The organism is Nocardia sp. NPDC047648, assembly GCF_040642815.1.
Taxonomy (GTDB): Bacteria; Actinomycetota; Actinomycetes; order Mycobacteriales; family Mycobacteriaceae; genus Nocardia; species Nocardia gamkensis.
Genome location: NZ_JBEYSX010000011.1, coordinates 181,696 through 197,778, shown reverse-complemented (window position 1 = coordinate 197,778; position 16,083 = coordinate 181,696). Strand labels below are relative to the sequence as shown.

Here is a 16,083-nt window from a genome sequence, read left to right as displayed (position 1 = left end):
TCGTCGCGAGACTCAGCGCACGGTGTGCACGATCAGCACGTCGGAGCGGGACTTGCGCGCCACGTCGGAGGGCACCGAGCCGAGCAGCCGCCCGGCCAGGGTGTTCAGGCCCCGGTTACCGACGACCAGCAGGTCGGCGTCGACCTCCTTCATCAGCGCGAGCAGCGATTCCACCGGCTCGCCGACGATCGCGCGCTCGACGATGTCGGCCGCACCCGCCGCGATCGCCTTGTCGCGGGCGATCCGCAGGATCTCGTTGGTCGGCGCGGAACCGCGTACCTGGTAGGCCTCTTCCTTCAGCACGTCGGCCGCGGCCGCGACATCGCGGTCGTCGGTCGGGTAGTACGCGCAGGCGATGACCAGGGTCGCGCCGGACACACCGGCCAGGGCCCCTGCCTTCTCGACGGCGACATACGACGAGTCCGAGCCATCGGTACCGACGACAATGGTCCGGTAGGCGGTCATTCTCTCCTCCAACTATGCGGTGGGTCAGGTGCCGCGCACGGGTTCGTTCCGGTACGACCGGTACGCCGGCGCGGCGACTGGGCTCGACCATAGCGGCAAACCGGGCGGAAATATCAGAAATCGCAAGACATCACACTCGGGGTGTTCGGCCATTCCCGCCGCGGATTCGCCAGGGAATGCCGGAAGGGCCTGAGCAACCAGGGCGGACTCAATTCCAGGGAACTAAACCTGTGAGGTGCCACAACCGCGTCGAACCGTTTTGCGGCCCTGGGATATTCATCACAGAGCCAGGTCCGTCACAGGAAGACCGGCCTGTCCGGCAGGTGAATCGCGCGCCGGGAACAGGCCGATGGGAACCGGACTACCGTGCCGCCACGGCCACAGCCGATAGTTTGCCCAGAATATGCCAAGAATCGCTCCTATGCGGTCCATGGCTTCCTCTTCCTGCGCTGAAAACGATGCGCAGAATTAGCGCGCAGGGGCGGGACTAGAGGTCGAAAAGGGGCCCGGTGATGGTCAATCCGAGTTCGTCGACGTGTGCGAAGAACGCGAACAACATCAGGGCGGCGCCCGCCAGAGCAACGTCCTTACTGAACTGGATCAGCTCGCTCTGCTTGGTCTCCTCGTCGGTCTCCTGCCAGAACCGGTGCATCACGACGGCGGTGGGCAGCAGCGCGAGAACGAGCAGCAGTGCACCGAGGTCGGCCCAGACACCCAGCAGCACGCTCAGGCCGCCGAGGGCGAACAGCAGGCCCGAGCCGAGCACGGCGGCCTTCGCCATCGGGACTCCCTTGCTCTGGGCGTACCCGGCCATCGCCTCGGTCCGTGTGAAGTGCCCGAGGGCGGAAGTCAGGAACAGCACCGCGAACAACACTCGTCCGATCAACACCACGACGTCCATGTCCGGCTCCTCGTCGGCAGTCCGGCAACTAATCCCGCGTCCGTACGACCTTCGCGGTGACCTCGTTGCGGAAGCGTAGCGAATTCTTGGCGTATTCGAGGGGGGCCATACCCACTTCCGTGGTGAACTCACGCGAGAAGTGCGCCTGATCGAAATAGCCGAGTTCGGCGGCCAACGCCGCGAGATCTTCGGTACGACCCTTCGCCAGCAGATCGGCGCCGTCCTGCAACCGGTAGCGCCGCAGCACCCATTTCGGACCCGCACCGACGTACCGGCGGAACATGCGCTGCAATGTACGGGCGGGCACATCGAATCGCTCGGCGATCTGATCGACCCTGGTCAGCTCCTGATCGGTGGCCATGGCGTCGACGATGCGCAGCACCAAGTGATACGTCGGGTCCGCCACGACGGGATGGTCCGCGAGGTAGTTCTCGACGACAAGTCGGCGCCGCTCGGCGGTCGGCGCGTCGAACACCCGCTCGGTCAGGCTGGCGGCGTCGGGCAGCACGTCGCCGATGGGCACGGCGCGGTCGCGGAACGAGCCGACATCGAGGCCGGTGAACGCGCCGAACCCGCCCGCGCGGAAACGGATCCCGAACGTCTCCCCCTGCCCGCTGAGTTCCCGAATGAATTTCGTGGTGACCACGCCGTTGACGAATCCGCCGGTGCGCGTCTCGGATCGCTCGAAGGTGAGGTTCACGCTCGGGTAGGACAGCACCTCGGCTCGGTACGGCGGCCTGCCGCGCAGATCCCACCGCACCGCCCAGTACCACTCGATGTAGCGGTCCACCGCCGGGCTCGGCGGCAAGCGGAGCAGGGAGCGATGCTTCGCCTGCTCGTCCGGATGCAGGATTCCCTTGGTGTCGGTGGGCGCGGCGGGGTTGCGGGCCTGCGGCGGCTCGTCGGCGGATTCGGAACTAGGCGCCACGGTGTCGCTTTCTTACAAGACCCACCGGCCGTGACCGGCGAAAGTGGTGGGCATGACGAACACAGTGAATCCCATCGCCGACGGCTACCACTCGATCACCTGTTTTCTCGCGGTCGGCGACGGCAACAAAGCGATCGATTTCTACACCGCCGTCTTCGAGGCCGAGGTGATCACTCGCAACGACCTGCCCGATGGTCAGCCGGCGCACGCGGAACTGAAGATCGGCGATTCGACCCTGCAGATGGGGATGCCCATTCCCGACAACGGCGTCCTGGCACCGAACGGCGAGTGGGTGCACACCTCGATCGTGCACTACTGCCCGGACGTCGACGCGGTCGTGCGGCGCGCCGTCGAACACGGCGCCCGCAGCGTCGAGGAGCCGCAGACCTTTGTCACCGGCGATCGGTTCGCCGTGGTCATCGATCCCTTCGGCCACCGCTGGGCGGTGCTCACCAAGGTCGAGGACGTCTCGCGCGAAGAGGCCGAGCGCCGGGTGAACGAATGGATGGCCACCCAGTCCTGACGGCTCGGCTGCCTCCGCGGTTACCCGGCGAACGGCCCGCGGAGGCAGCGCCGCTGCGATCCGGGTCAACTCAATCCGGCGGCGTCCATGCCGCGCAGTTCCTTCTTCAGATCCGCGATCTCGTCGCGCAGCCGTCCGGCGAGCTCGAACTGCAACTCGCGCGCGGCGTTCATCATCTGTGCCGTCAGTTCTTTGACGAGATCGGCGAGTTCGGCGCGCGGCATCGACTTGACGTCGCGGCCCTCGTACACGCCGGCGCTCACCGCTCGTCCGGGCTCGCCTTGCGCACGCCTGCCGCGGCTGGCATTGCGGCCGGAGCCGCCGACCTCCACCTCGGTCTCGTCGGCTTCGCGGTACACCTGGTCGAGGATGTCGGCGATCTTCTTGCGCAGCGGCTGCGGATCGATGCCCATCTCGTCGTTGTAGGCGATCTGCTTCGCGCGGCGGCGCTCGGTCTCGTCGATGGCGAACTGCATGGAGTCGGTGATCTTGTCCGCGTACATGTGCACTTCACCGGAGACGTTGCGCGCCGCGCGGCCGATCGTCTGGATCAGCGCGGTGGTGCTGCGCAGGAATCCTTCCTTGTCGGCGTCGAGAATCGCCACCAGCGACACCTCGGGCAGGTCCAAGCCCTCGCGCAGCAGGTTGATGCCCACGAGCACGTCGTATTCGCCGAGTCGCAGCTGCCGCAGCAGCTCGACCCGGCGCAAGGTGTCGATCTCGGAGTGCAGGTAGCGCACCCGGACGCCCAGCCCGAGCAGGTAATCGGTGAGATCCTCGGCCATCTTCTTCGTGAGCGTGGTGACCAGGACGCGCTCGTCGCGCTCGGTGCGTTGCCTGATCTCGTGGATCAGATCGTCGATCTGGCCCTTCGTCGGCTTCACCACGACCTTGGGGTCGACCAAGCCGGTCGGACGGATGACCTGCTCGACCACCTCACCGCCGGTCTGCCCGAGTTCGTACGGGCCGGGGGTGGCCGACAGATAGACCGTCTGCCCGATCCGATCGGCGAATTCCTCCCAGGTCAGCGGCCGGTTGTCCACCGCGGACGGCAGCCGGAAGCCGTATTCCACCAGATTGCGCTTGCGGGACATGTCGCCTTCGTACATACCGCCGATCTGCGGAACAGTGTTGTGCGACTCGTCGATGACGAGCAGGAAGTCCTCCGGGAAGTAGTCCAGCAGCGTCGCGGGCGCCGAACCGGCCGGGCGGCCGTCGATGTGACGCGAATAGTTCTCGATGCCGGAGCAGAACCCGACCTGACGGATCATCTCCAGGTCGTATTGGGTGCGCATGCGTAGCCGCTGCGCCTCGAGCAACTTGCCCTGGCGTTCCAGCTCGGCGAGCCGATCCTCGAGTTCGGCCTCGATGTCGCGCACCGCGCGCTCCATCCGATCCGGCCCGGCTACGTAGTGGGTGGCGGGGAAGATCCGCAGCGTGTCCACCTGGCGGACCACGTCACCGGTGAGCGGGTGCAGGTAGTACAGCGCTTCTATCTCGTCACCGAAGAACTCGATGCGGACGGCCAGCTCCTCGTAGGACGGGATGATCTCCACGGTGTCGCCGCGCACCCGGAACGAGCCGCGGGTGAACGCCATGTCGTTGCGGGTGTACTGCACGTCGACCAGCAGCCGCAGCAGCGCGTCCCGGTCGATCTCGGTGCCGACCTGCAGCTGCACCGACCGATCGAGATACGACTGCGGCGTACCGAGGCCGTAGATGCACGACACCGAGGCGACCACCACCACGTCGCGCCGGGACAGCAGGCTGGAGGTCGCCGAATGGCGCAGCCGCTCGACATCGTCGTTGATCGAGCTGTCCTTCTCGATGTAGGTGTCGGTCTGCGCGATGTACGCCTCGGGTTGGTAGTAGTCGTAGTAGGAGACGAAGTACTCGACGGCGTTGTGCGGGAGCATCTCGCGCAGTTCGTTGGCCAGCTGGGCGGCGAGCGTCTTGTTCGGAGCCATCACCAGCGCGGGCCGCTGCAACCGCTCGATCAGCCAGGCGGTGGTGGCCGACTTTCCGGTACCGGTGGCGCCGAGCAGCACCACGTCGCGCTCCCCCGCTTTGATCCTGCGCTCCAATTCGGCGATCGCGGCGGGCTGGTCTCCCGCGGGCTGGTGCTCGCTGACCACCTCGAACCGGCCGCCGACGCGCTCGATCTCGCCGACGGGGCGGAACTCCGAGTGCGCGAGCGGCTGCTCGGCCGCCCTGTCCTCGAAGCCCTCCGCCGGAATCTCGGTTGCGAATGCCATGCTCACCAGCGTAGGCCCACCCACCGACAGCTTTCCCGGGGTGACGGGCGGGCCCGATTCCGACGATCTCACGGGGCCGACCCCCTCTGTGAAACCGGTCACATTCGAAGTGGGCGGCGATCCACCGGCCGCCGGACGCGAGGACCGGGGATGAGTCGGCGCCTACCCGGAAACCCCTGGCGCCATCCCGAAACAAAGCGATACGCGACGGCGCGTCGTGGGTACACAGATTTCGAGTCTTACCAACCATTTTCGACGAAAAACTGCGGGCATACTCCCGATCACTCACGGTGGCAGGGGGTTACCGGAAGCGGAGGCGTTGCCGCCGGCGCGCCCGCGGCCTCACAGCCGCGCCGAGCCCGCTCGGCGCATTCGGTTACATGTCCGAAATGTCCGTTGCCGCAATAGGTTTCGTGTTCGAGAACAGCTTATCTCGAACCGCGCGGTGGCCCCGCGCCAGGTGTAACCTGATCTGGTTGTTCGGACGTGAGGACAAGAGCCATGAGCGGTCTGATTCCATTGCTCGTCGCCGTGCCGGCCGTGACCGGCCTCGCCGGGTACGTCGCCAGAGACATCCGCGCGGTGGTTCCCTCCGTCGGCGGCGGCGCCGCCACGGCCGCCCCACCGGGGCCACTCGCCGCGGCCGCCCCGGCGCCGCACCGGCCCAGGGTGGAATTCTTCAATCTGGCCGAACTCACCAATACCGACGCCAAGGGCTTCGTCCGCCCGGTCGAGCGTTTCCACGTCGAGCCGTGGGGCCTGTACATGGCGCGCCCGGTCGCCGGACCGGATTCGCACTACCTCGAATCCTGGTTGCTGCCGGGGCTCTCGTTGCGCGCGACGCTGACGCGGACCAACCCGGCACACCATCGCGAACGCGTCTATCGCCTCGACATCGGGGAGTTCACCCGAGTCGGCCCGAAGCGCTGGAAGGCCGTCGACCACTACCTCGACATCGCCGTGCGCCCGCGCCGCACCGCAGAACTCCTCGGGGTCGACGAGTTGCTGGCCGCGCATGCCGCCGGGCTGGTCGACACGGCACAGGCGCACCGAGCGTTCGAGCGGGCCACGGCGGTGCTGGACGGGCTGGCCGCGCACGATCACTGCGTGGAGGAGTGGCTGGCCACCCACGGCATCACGCTCACCTGGATGTAGCCCGCCGATCACTCCATCGACTCGACGGGTCGAGAACGACGGTAGATTCTTGATGCATGACGCAGGCACCTATCGTCGACGTGCACCGCCCGAAGGTCGAGTACTTCAACATCGCGGATCTGACGAACACGGATCCGAAAGGCTTCGTGCGCCCGGTCGAGAAGTACCGCGTCGAGCCGTGGGGCCTGTACATGGCGCGCACGTCGGACCATCCGCAGTTCCACTACATCGAGTCCTGGCTGCTGCCGAAGTTGCACCTGCGCGCGACGGTCTTCCACTACCTCCCGGCGCATCGGCGCGACCAGGACTACTACCTCGACGTCGGTGATTTCACGGCGGTCGCGCCGAAGAAGTGGAAGGCCGTCGATCACTATCTCGACATCATCGTGCGCTCCTCGCGCGACACCCAGCTGCTCGACGTCGACGAGCTGATCGCCGCGCACGCGGCCGGACTGATCACCCTCGCCGACGCCGAGGCCGCCGTGCAGCACGCGACCGCCGCCATCGACGGCATCGCCGCCAACGGCCACACCTTCGAGGGCTGGCTGGAGACCATGGACATCACCTTGACCTGGCTGTAGCCCCCTGCGGGACGCTGCCCGCGCCGGTTCGGACGCTCGTCGGAGCCTAGGGCGCCGACGTGTCCCGCCAAGCGAGAGCTCGGGCATAAGCGGCGTCGAACCACGGTTCCTTGACGCCGAGGTAGGCGACGGTCGCCTCCGCGCCCGTCAGCCCCGCCGCCTCGGCTTCGCCCGCGCGCTTGACGGCGAGGTACTCCGCGCGCGCCTCGTCGTCCGCGCGCAGCCAATCCCGCAGCAGCAGCGCGTACTGCTGCCCGGGGGATCCCTCGGCGCGCACGTGCACGTTGGCCAACCTGCCCGGGTCGGCGTTCTGGTGGAAACGTTTGGTCCACAGCGCGGTATCGACACCCGCCGGATCCTGCGGTGTCGGCTTGGGATTGTCCTGGGTGGACTCCGGCCGCACCGGGAATCCGGCCGCGCCGAGGGCATCGCGCAAACCGTCGGCGGCGGCCAGATCGGCGACCGTGATCTGCAGATCGATCACGTCCTTCGCGGGCAACCCCGGTATCGAGGTGGACCCGACGTGGTCGATGCGCGACGCGGCGCTGCCGCAGGCGACCCACAGCCGGGCGATCAGCCGCTGCGCCTGCGCGGGCCAGGCCGGATCGGCGGGCACGAGCCGGATGCCGTCGCGGCGGGCGGGTGTCCCGGCACGCAGGTTGCGCTCGAACGGCAGCAAACGCTCGGCCCACAGCCTGCGCACCTCGGCCTCGACAACACCGGGTGCGCCACTGTTGTCCAGCAACACATCAGCGACGGCTCGGCGTTGTTCATCGGTGGCCTGCGCCGAGATACGCGCCCGCGCATCGGCTTCGGCCACGCCACGGAATTCCATCAGGCGGCGAATACGCGTTTCGGCGTCGACGTCGACGATGAGCACGAGATTCATCAGCGGCGCGAGGCCGTTTTCCACCAGAAGCGGAATATCCTGCACCACAATGGCGTCCGCGGGCGCGGCCGCGATCAATTCCGCGGTCCGCTTTCCCACGAGCGGGTGGGTGATCGAATTCAGTTTCGCGCGCGCCGCGTCGTCACCGAAGGCCTTGGCCGCCAGGGCAGGCCGGTCGAGGCTGCCGTCCGCGGCGAGAATGCCGGCGCCGAACGCCTCGACCAGAGCGGCCAGCCCCTCGGTGCCCGGTTCGACCACCTCCCGGGCGATCAGGTCGGAGTCGATGACCACCGCGCCCAGGTCGGCGAGTGCCCGAGCCACCGTCGACTTCCCCGCGCCCATGCCTCCGGTGAGGCCGATTCGTAACATTCGACCAGTCTCGCATCCGGCCCGCGCGCGGGCGTTCGCCGCCCCGATCGGGTCCCGAGCCGCGGGAACGGGAGATCCGGTCGATTACCCGATGCGCCCGTGCATTCCACCACTGGTGGCGCCATTTGCCCGATCCGTGACTGCGCCGAGACCGATTCGCAACAATTCCGGATGTTTACGGTTCGACCGCGGCGACTTTCCGACACGCCGAGGCAATTACTCGGGCAAAATACTCTGCCCCGCAGTTTCGTTCCGCTAATCTTCGCCGTGGCGATCCAGGCCGACACCAGCGAAGCAAAGGAACACCATTGGGCACCAGAATCAACCAGGCGGGTCGCCACCGCCTGGGCATGGCGGGGCGAGTGCACTGCATTCACATCCCTGCTGTCGCGGCGGCGCTCGCCGAGCACCGCCGCTCTTGGTTCACCGCGTTCATCAGTCCCGCGCGGCACAGTTTCGCTGCCATGCGGAACCGTCCGGCCGCACCCGCGGTCCGGTGGGTACCTGCTACCGCAAGCTGAACCCGAGTTCGAAGTGGCCCAGCCTCTCGCCAAGGCTGGGCCACTGTTTTACGTGCCCGGAGCACGGTCGGGAATGAAGCGGAGCACCGCGTTCGCCGGTCGGCGAAATACCACCGAAGAATTCCCATGACCGAGCGACGAGCACGCGGGGTACCGCCACGAAGGCCGGACCACGCGGGGGCTCGATTCCATTTCGGACGACAATCGCCGCGGGCGAGATAGTTCCCACACCCCCAAGACGATTTCTCGCTAATCGCGGCACCGCGCGAAAGACCGCGAAACAGCGGCATCTCCGTTCGCCATTTCGATGTGCCGTGTTTCGCATACCGCATACGAGCCCGAGCTGCCGAGTCGTCGGGGAGTCCGGGATACACCGATGACGGCAAATTTCTGGTCACGGCCATCGATCCGGGTTCATTTCCGCACCACTGGGCCGCCGGACGCCGGACGCTCCTCCAGTGACCCCAGCGCCGACCAGACCGACGGACTCAGCCGGTCGTCACCGGGTGCTGTCGCGGCTTTCGACCTCGGGCTGATCGACAGCGGCCGGCCGCCTGGCCGACGACGGCGTTGCGCCTGGGTGCAGGCCTGCTGCTGTTGATCGCGTTCGTCGTGCGCGAACGGCGCCACGAATCACCGCTGGTTCCCCTGTCGTTCTTCCGTGATCGCGATCGCGCCGTCGCCAATACGGCCAATGTCATGTTCTGCTCGGCGATCCTGTCGATGCTGTTCTTCCTCACCCTCCATCTGCAGCAGGTCATGCACTACACCCCGGCTCGCACCGGCGCGGCGTGGCTGCCGTTCTGCGCGTTGGTGATCGCGGGCTTCGCGACCTCGGCGACCCTGACCCCACGCCTGGGCGTCCGCATGGTACTGACCACCGCCATGGTCGCCTGCGGCCTAGGGGCTCGGCGATTCTCGCCCTGGCCGCGCTGCTCGTCGGCGTCGGCATCACAGCCGCAGCCGGTACCGCCCCGGCGCCGACTCGGTGACTCCGCGCCCCCGAGGCGCCGAATGATCGCCGGAGGGCGGAGAGACCGACGACGAGGCATCCACGGGAAGCCTCGTCGAAGGTGCGCTACCGGCGGGACTCTCGGATCACGCCACCGTCGAGTGCAGCTGACGAGGGGGATTCGGCAGGCCCAAGGCGGCGTTGAGCCGGTAGGCCCCGCCCAGGCCGTGGAAGATCGCCATACTCAGGCCGCCCAGGCCGATCCCCACAGCGCCGGCCCAGGGATGACTCGGCAGGTCGGCCCAGGACGCGATCATCGCCGTCAGCAGCAGTCCGAGGAATCCGGCCACGGCGTTGCGGACCGGCGCGTTACCCGTCACGTTCGGGAACTCCTCCCCCATCATGCCTTTCACGAAGTGCGGAACGGCGTTCACCCCGAGGATCCCGGCGACCAGCGACAGGGCGACGGTGGACCACATCGGAACCACCTCACTTTCCAGTTCAGTCAACAGTTGTAGACCGAAACCTACCGCCGCGCGACTATTGAGTCAACAGACGTAGACTGAATTCATGGATTCGACCCCCACGCGCGCTCAGCAACGCCGGAACACCGAGAACCGGATCCTGGCGGCGGCGGGCAGGTTGTTCGCGGAGATCGGATACGACCGGACGACCATCCGGGCCGTCGCGACGGAGGCGGACACCGATCCCAGCCTGGTGATGCGCTATTTCGGGTCCAAGGAGAAGCTGTTCGCGCGCGTCGCGGTCTTCGCCGACGACCACCCGATCACCGGCACACCGGAGCAGGTGGCCGAGCTCCTGCTCGACGCGCTCGCCATCAAACTCGCCGACCGGCCGGTCAACACGCTGGCGGCGATCCGCTCGATGCTCACCGTCCCGGAGGCCGCCGACGAGGTGCGCGCGGCCATGACCGCGCGCCAGCGCGGAGCGGCGGGGCAGCTCGCCGACGACGAGGCGGACCTGCGCGCCGGGTTGCTCGGAGCCCTGACCATCGGTGTGGTGATCGGCCGCCACCTGCTCGAACTCGACGGGCTGCGCGACGCGCCGCCGCAACGGATCATCGCTTTGCTGCGGAACGCTTTTCACGACATCGCACATGGCCCCACCGAGCCGGAGTCGCTCGCGGCGGCACCGCAGGTCCGCTAGGCCACCGCCCCCTTGGAGGGCCGCTTCGGGGCTTCACGGACCCGCCCGCGCCCTCGGGTTCACTCAAAGCCCGAGCGAGCGGACCAGGTCGCGCATTTCGGCGCGGAAAAGCTTTGCCGGGTCCTGGGATTGCGGGCGCAGATGGCCGTACACCTCGAGCGCGATCGGTCCGTGCATCCGGCCCCACATGCGCAGCGCGAGGGCGAGTGCATCGGGAGGCACCTCCGGAAAGCCGGAGCGAACATGCGCGACCAGATCCGGGTCGAAGTCCGACCACGCGCAGTCGTCGGCCGCCTGCGTGGCCGCCGCCTGCGGCCACGCGGCGGCCGCCAGACCGACCAGGCCGGTGCAGGCCCGCGATTCCGCCGCGGCGGCGGGTCCGCCCGGCGGCGGCCGATAGCCGGCGACCGGATCCCCGTAGATGAGCCGGAATTCGGCGGGCCGCTGCACCGCCCACGCGCGCACAGCCTCGGCCCAAGCCATGATGCGCCCGGCCGGATCCTCCACCGCCACCGCATCGCGCGCCGCTTCGAGCCGGTCGACCAAGGCGGTGTACACGTTCGAGATGAGAGCGGAGATCAGGTCGTCGCGGGTGGCGAAGTAGCCGTAGATCGCGCCCGCCGTCATGCCCATCTCACGGGCGATGGCGCGCAACGAGATCGCGTCCGGTCCGCCTTCGGCGAGCAGCCGCATGGCGATCTTCTCGATGTCCTCCAGCGTCTGGGCGCGCAGGCGCTCCCGGCGACTTCTCACGATCTCGGCCACGGTTGACACCCTACAGCGTTCGTCTACTATCTGCCGTATCTAAACTGAACGGCGTGTAGTAAATGAACAATGTTGAGGAGTGTTCGTGGATCTTGGGGTTTTCGGGGCTACCGGCGTCATCGGTTCCCGCGTCGTCACCGAAGCAGTGCGGCGGGGGCATCGGGTCACCGCCTTCACGCGCGATGCGGCGCGCTTCCCGGCCCGGCCCGGGGAGGAGACATGGGCCGTGGCCGATTGGTTGGACGCGGGCAGCATCGCGGACGCCATCGCCGGCCTCGACGTAGTGGTGAGCGCGGTGAACGCCGGGCGCGGCATCGCCGACACCATTGCCTCGGCCGACAACTTCGTGGTGGGCGCGCGAGCGATGGTCGCCGCGCTGGACCGGCAACCGCGCGTCCGGCTGATCGCCGTGGGCGGGGCGGGCAGCTTGGAGGTCACACCGGGCACGCAATTGCTGGACACCGGTGCGCAATTCACCCGCACCCTCACCGAGGTCCTCGACGTCCCCGCGGAGTACGCCCAGGTGGTACGCGCGCTACGCGACGCCTTGAACATCTACCGGCTGTCCAACCGCAATTGGACCTACCTGAGCCCCTCCTCGGGGCGGATCAATCCCGGCGAGCGCACCGGCCGCTTCCGGGTCGGCGGCGATCAGCTCTTGGTAGGAGGCCCGGACATCTCCGCCGAAGACGTGGCCGTCGCGATCCTCGACGAAGCCGAGCTGCCGCGTTTCGTGCAGCGCCGCTTCACCGTCGGCTACTGAGCGGACGGTTCGTACGCCGTTTCTGTCGGACCCCTGCGGCACAATAATCAGTGTCGGACGTCGATCAGGTTGCCACGCAATGTAATCCGCAACCCGAGAGATAGGGGCCCCATGCCCGACGTCCAAGCTTCGACGCCCGACCCACGCGCCGTGGACCACGAGGAACTCGTGGCATTCGCGGCCGAGATCGAGCGGCACCGGTCTCTGCTGCGCCACGCCGCGGAGGATTATCGGTGGCGCGTGGCCCAGCGGATCGAGCACTTGGACCCGTCGGACCAAGAGCCGTTCCTGCGGCAGGCGGAGCAATTCGTCGAGTCGCTGATGATCGACCCGATCCGGCACAGCACGCTGGATCTGGATGCCTACCGAGCCATCCGCGACGGCGTACCCGTGCGATTCGACACCGAACGCCGCGCCTACGTGTTGCGTCGTCCGGAGCGGGATCCGCTGGTGATCCGCCCCGGATTGCCGGAGCATCGGCTGGGCGTCATCGCCCGGCTGGCCTCGCTCGGGTTGCGGCTGGAGCAAATTCAGGTCGTCGCGCTCACCACCGCACAGATGGTCGCGCCACATGAGGCGGCGCGGCGGCCCGCTCCCGCGCCACAAGTCAATCGCGGCACCACGAAACCCTCGCGCCGCGAGAACGTCTGAAGACCGCAGCAGAAACGACTGTGCCCCAACCGGATTCCGGTTGGGGCACAGTCGTTCGACTATTGCCTATCAGGCGTTGCCGGACAGCTTCTCACGCAGAGCCGCCAGCTGGGCGTCGCTCGCCAGCGAACCACCGGCGGACTCGGCCTGGCGCTCGGAGGACTGCGAACCGCTCTCGGAGGAGTAGTTCGACGCGCCGCCGCCGTTCGCGGCCTCGGCCGCGGCGTCGGCCGCCATCTTCTCCATCTGCGCGGTGTGCATCTTGTGGCGACGCTCCGCCTCGGCGTAGCGGCCTTCCCACTCTTCGCGCTGCTTGTCGAAGCCCTCGAGCCACTCGTTGGTGTCGGGATCGAAGCCCTCGGGGAAGATGTAGTTGCCCTGCTCGTCGTAGCTGTCGGCCATGCCGTACTTCGACGGGTCGAACTCGGCGTGGTAGTCCTCGTTGGCCTGCTTGAGGCTCAGCGAGATCCGGCGACGCTCCAGGTCGATGTCGATGACCTTGACCATCGCGTCGTCGCCGACGGCCACGACCTGGTCCGGCACCTCGACGTGGCGCTCGGCCAGCTCGGAGATGTGCACCAGGCCCTCGATGCCCTCCTCGACGCGGACGAACGCGCCGAACGGAACGAGCTTGGTGACCTTGCCCGGCACGATCTGGCCGATCGCGTGGGTGCGGGCGAACTGACGCCACGGGTCTTCCTGGGTCGCCTTGAGCGACAGCGAGACCCGCTCGCGGTCCAGATCGACGTCGAGCACCTCGACGGTGACCTCGTTGCCGACCTCGACGACCTCGGACGGGTGGTCGATGTGCTTCCAGGACAGCTCGGAGACGTGCACCAGACCGTCCACGCCGCCCAGGTCGACGAAGGCGCCGAAGTTGACGATCGAGGAGACCACACCCTTGCGGACCTGGCCCTTCTGCAGCTGGTGCAGGAACTCGCTGCGGACCTCGGACTGGGTCTGCTCCAGCCAGGCGCGGCGGGACAGCACGACGTTGTTGCGGTTCTTGTCCAGCTCGATGATCTTGGCCTCGATCTCCTTGCCGACGTACGGCTGGAGATCGCGGACCCGGCGCATCTCGACCAGCGACGCGGGCAGGAAGCCGCGCAGGCCGATGTCGAGGATCAGGCCGCCCTTGACGACCTCGATGACGGTGCCCTTGACGGCCTCGTCCTTCTCCTTGAGCTCCTCGATGGTGCCCCACGCACGCTCGTACTGCGCCCGCTTCTTCGACAGGATCAGGCGGCCTTCCTTGTCCTCCTTCGTGAGAACAAGGGCCTCGACCTCATCACCCACGGAAACGACCTCATTGGGGTCGACATCGTGCTTGATGGAGAGTTCGCGAGAGGGGATGACGCCTTCGGTCTTGTAACCGATGTCGAGCAGGACCTCGTCGCGATCGACCTTGACGATGGTTCCTTCGACGATGTCGCCGTCGTTGAAGTACTTGATCGTGGCGTCGATGGCGGCGAGGAAATCCTCGGCGGAGCCGATGTCGTTGACGGCTACCTGCGGCGAGGTGACGGTGGTGGGCATATGTCGGTTTGCTCCGGACGGATTGTGGTCGGTTGCGGACATTGGAACTTTCGGTACGCTGCGATCTCACCGCGAGGTGTGAAGACGGACACTTAGGAACGTACCGCACGCGACGCGCGTGAAACTCAGCACGGGTTGAACTTCGGTACGGTTGTACGGAAGACACTCGCGCGTTCAGCGTACGCGACCTCGGTCCGGCCGGGCAAACCGTCGGGTCGCCACGCCGATAGTCTGATCGGCGTGTCGGAAGATCGCCATGCGCAAGCAAACGCACTGCTCGGAACGACGGGCATCGCGCGGACCCGGATCGGGTCGGCGGCCAGCAAGCTGGCCAGCCGGCGGTGGTGGGACGCCGACGCCGCCCAATACCACGAGACGCACGCGGAGTTCCTCGGCGTGGACTCCCCCGGCGGCGAGTTCGTGTGGTGCCCGGAGGGCCTGCACGAGGGCGATATGCGATTCCTCGGCGACGTCACCGGCAAGCTGGTGCTGGAGATCGGCTGCGGCTCCGCCCCGTGCGCTCGCTGGCTGGCCGGGCAGGGCGCGCGGCCGGTCGGGCTCGACCTGTCGCGCGGCATGCTGGAGCGGGGCCTGGCGGTGATGGCGCGCGGCGGCCCTCGGGTACCGCTGGTGCAGGCGGACGCCGAGGCTCTTCCGTTCGCGGACGCGTCGTTCGATCTGGCCTGCTCGGCATTCGGCGCCGTGCCGTTCGTCGCCGACTCCGCGCTGGTGATGCGGGAGGTCGGGCGGGTGCTGCGACCGGGCGGGCGCTGGGTCTTCTCGGTGAACCACCCGATGCGCTGGATCTTCCCGGACGACCCCGGTCCGGCCGGCCTGACCGCCACCATCCCGTACTTCGACCGCACCCCTTACGTGGAGGTCGACGGCGACGACGTGCCCACCTACGTCGAGCACCACCGGACGATCGGCGACCGGGTCCGGGAGATCGTCGCGGCGGGACTGGTGGTGGAGGACATCGTCGAGCCGGAATGGCCGGAATGGCTCGACCGGGAATGGGGACAGTGGAGCCCGCTGCGCGGCGAGCTGTTCCCCGGCACGGCGATCTTCGTCACGAGGAAGCCCGGGCGGTGAGGCGGCGGTCGTCGACCAGCTCGAGGATGGAGACCTCATGGCTGACCAGCAGCATCTGTGTCCGCGGCAGGTCGATGAGCTGGTGCAAACCGTCCCGGAAGGCCTCGGCCTCCGCCGCGGTGTCGAAGTCGAGCTCGACGATCACCCGGTTGGGATTGTGCGTGAATCGCGCCACTCGGCAGTTGCGGGCTCCCGCCTCCGCCATGTACTGCTCGAGACCGTCGAACGCAGGCTTCCACGTCTCGTAGTCGCGCACGGTGTCGTCGATGTGCACAGTCGTGGTCATCATTGCCCCTTTCGGTGATTGCCCCTTCCGGTGCGGACAGCAGGACAGTCGCTGACACCTAGCCAGTCTTCGCGCCATGGGGCCGGCGCACCATCTCTGATCGGTATCGAGGTCGTGTCACTGCGACTTCGGTTTGCGCCCGGCCTGCTCCAGCGCCAGACGCAGCGCGTACTCGATCTGGGCGTTGATACTGCGCAGGTCGTCGGCCGCCCACTTCGCGATGGCGTCGTGGACGGCCGGGTCCAGGCGTAGCAGCAGCTTCTTGCGCTCAGCCATGGGCTGCC

General features: G+C 67.6%; 17 protein-coding genes. 7 read left to right on the top strand and 10 right to left on the bottom strand.

The features are described from left to right. Positions 1–12: 12 nt before the first annotated feature. From ABZ803_RS23325 to ABZ803_RS23315, 3 genes are all read right to left on the bottom strand, one after another. Positions 13–465, bottom strand: coding sequence for a universal stress protein (locus ABZ803_RS23325; RefSeq protein WP_040866066.1), 453 nt, complete (start codon positions 463–465; stop codon positions 13–15). Positions 466–952: 487 nt separating this feature from the next. After that, positions 953–1,366 (bottom strand): DoxX family membrane protein, encoded by a 414-nt coding sequence (locus ABZ803_RS23320; RefSeq protein WP_357041774.1) that lies wholly within the window; start codon positions 1,364–1,366, stop codon positions 953–955. A gap of 28 nt (positions 1,367–1,394) precedes the next feature. Further along, the gene (locus ABZ803_RS23315; protein WP_357041771.1) at positions 1,395–2,294 is read right to left on the bottom strand and encodes a helix-turn-helix domain-containing protein; all 900 of its coding nucleotides are present in this window, start codon (positions 2,292–2,294) and stop codon (positions 1,395–1,397) included. 52 nt (positions 2,295–2,346) lie between these two features. Between ABZ803_RS23315 and ABZ803_RS23310 the strand changes: the two genes are divergently transcribed. Further along, positions 2,347–2,817 carry a VOC family protein gene (locus ABZ803_RS23310; RefSeq protein WP_040866102.1) on the top strand — a complete coding sequence of 157 codons (471 nt, stop codon included), beginning with the start codon at positions 2,347–2,349 and terminating at the stop codon, positions 2,815–2,817. A gap of 65 nt (positions 2,818–2,882) precedes the next feature. Here the strand turns inward: ABZ803_RS23310 and uvrB are convergent, their stop codons facing one another. Further along, positions 2,883–5,072, bottom strand: a complete 2,190-nt coding sequence (uvrB, locus tag ABZ803_RS23305) for an excinuclease ABC subunit UvrB (RefSeq protein ID WP_357041768.1) — start codon at positions 5,070–5,072, stop codon at positions 2,883–2,885. Positions 5,073–5,573: 501 nt separating this feature from the next. On the opposite strand from uvrB, the gene ABZ803_RS23300 reads away from it, so the two are divergent. Further along, positions 5,574–6,227 carry a DUF402 domain-containing protein gene (locus tag ABZ803_RS23300; protein ID WP_357041765.1) on the top strand — a complete coding sequence of 218 codons (654 nt, stop codon included), beginning with the start codon at positions 5,574–5,576 and terminating at the stop codon, positions 6,225–6,227. 56 nt (positions 6,228–6,283) lie between these two features. Next, complete coding sequence (locus tag ABZ803_RS23295; RefSeq protein ID WP_062970809.1) at positions 6,284–6,808, top strand: DUF402 domain-containing protein; 525 nt, start codon at positions 6,284–6,286, stop codon at positions 6,806–6,808. A gap of 46 nt (positions 6,809–6,854) precedes the next feature. Here the strand turns inward: ABZ803_RS23295 and coaE are convergent, their stop codons facing one another. Together coaE and ABZ803_RS23285 are read right to left on the bottom strand one after the other, a co-directional pair. Continuing rightward, positions 6,855–8,066 (bottom strand): dephospho-CoA kinase, encoded by a 1,212-nt coding sequence (gene coaE, locus ABZ803_RS23290; protein ID WP_357041761.1) that lies wholly within the window; start codon positions 8,064–8,066, stop codon positions 6,855–6,857. A gap of 1,619 nt (positions 8,067–9,685) precedes the next feature. Beyond that, entirely contained in the window at positions 9,686–10,018 is a 333-nt protein-coding gene (locus ABZ803_RS23285; RefSeq protein WP_357041758.1) for a hypothetical protein, read from the bottom strand. 91 nt (positions 10,019–10,109) lie between these two features. On the opposite strand from ABZ803_RS23285, the gene ABZ803_RS23280 reads away from it, so the two are divergent. After that, positions 10,110–10,706, top strand: a complete 597-nt coding sequence (locus ABZ803_RS23280) for a TetR family transcriptional regulator (protein ID WP_357041755.1) — start codon at positions 10,110–10,112, stop codon at positions 10,704–10,706. 63 nt (positions 10,707–10,769) lie between these two features. On the opposite strand, the gene ABZ803_RS23275 is transcribed toward ABZ803_RS23280, so the two are convergent. Next, a complete protein-coding gene (locus tag ABZ803_RS23275; protein WP_357041752.1) occupies positions 10,770–11,471 on the bottom strand; it encodes a TetR/AcrR family transcriptional regulator in 702 nt (233 codons plus the stop codon). An 85-nt stretch (positions 11,472–11,556) separates the two neighbouring features. Between ABZ803_RS23275 and ABZ803_RS23270 the strand changes: the two genes are divergently transcribed. Then, positions 11,557–12,234, top strand: coding sequence for an NAD(P)H-binding protein (locus ABZ803_RS23270; protein ID WP_357041749.1), 678 nt, complete (start codon positions 11,557–11,559; stop codon positions 12,232–12,234). A 111-nt stretch (positions 12,235–12,345) separates the two neighbouring features. Continuing rightward, a complete protein-coding gene (locus ABZ803_RS23265; protein WP_357041746.1) occupies positions 12,346–12,885 on the top strand; it encodes a hypothetical protein in 540 nt (179 codons plus the stop codon). A 69-nt stretch (positions 12,886–12,954) separates the two neighbouring features. On the opposite strand, the gene rpsA is transcribed toward ABZ803_RS23265, so the two are convergent. Next, positions 12,955–14,421 carry a 30S ribosomal protein S1 gene (gene rpsA / locus ABZ803_RS23260; protein WP_062970818.1) on the bottom strand — a complete coding sequence of 489 codons (1,467 nt, stop codon included), beginning with the start codon at positions 14,419–14,421 and terminating at the stop codon, positions 12,955–12,957. 240 nt (positions 14,422–14,661) lie between these two features. Here rpsA and ABZ803_RS23255 point away from each other — a divergent pair, with 240 nt between their 5' ends. After that, entirely contained in the window at positions 14,662–15,513 is an 852-nt protein-coding gene (locus tag ABZ803_RS23255; RefSeq protein WP_063050503.1) for a class I SAM-dependent methyltransferase, read from the top strand. Here ABZ803_RS23255 and ABZ803_RS23250 read toward each other — a convergent pair. Together ABZ803_RS23250 and ABZ803_RS23245 are read right to left on the bottom strand one after the other, a co-directional pair. Continuing rightward, positions 15,491–15,799: a hypothetical protein gene (locus tag ABZ803_RS23250; protein ID WP_357041741.1), complete on the bottom strand. Its 309-nt coding sequence runs from the start codon at positions 15,797–15,799 to the stop codon at positions 15,491–15,493. The two genes, ABZ803_RS23255 and ABZ803_RS23250, sit on opposite strands and share 23 nt — an antisense overlap. Positions 15,800–15,916: 117 nt before the next feature. Continuing rightward, positions 15,917–16,075 carry a hypothetical protein gene (locus ABZ803_RS23245; protein WP_168434213.1) on the bottom strand — a complete coding sequence of 53 codons (159 nt, stop codon included), beginning with the start codon at positions 16,073–16,075 and terminating at the stop codon, positions 15,917–15,919. Positions 16,076–16,083 lie beyond the last annotated feature (8 nt).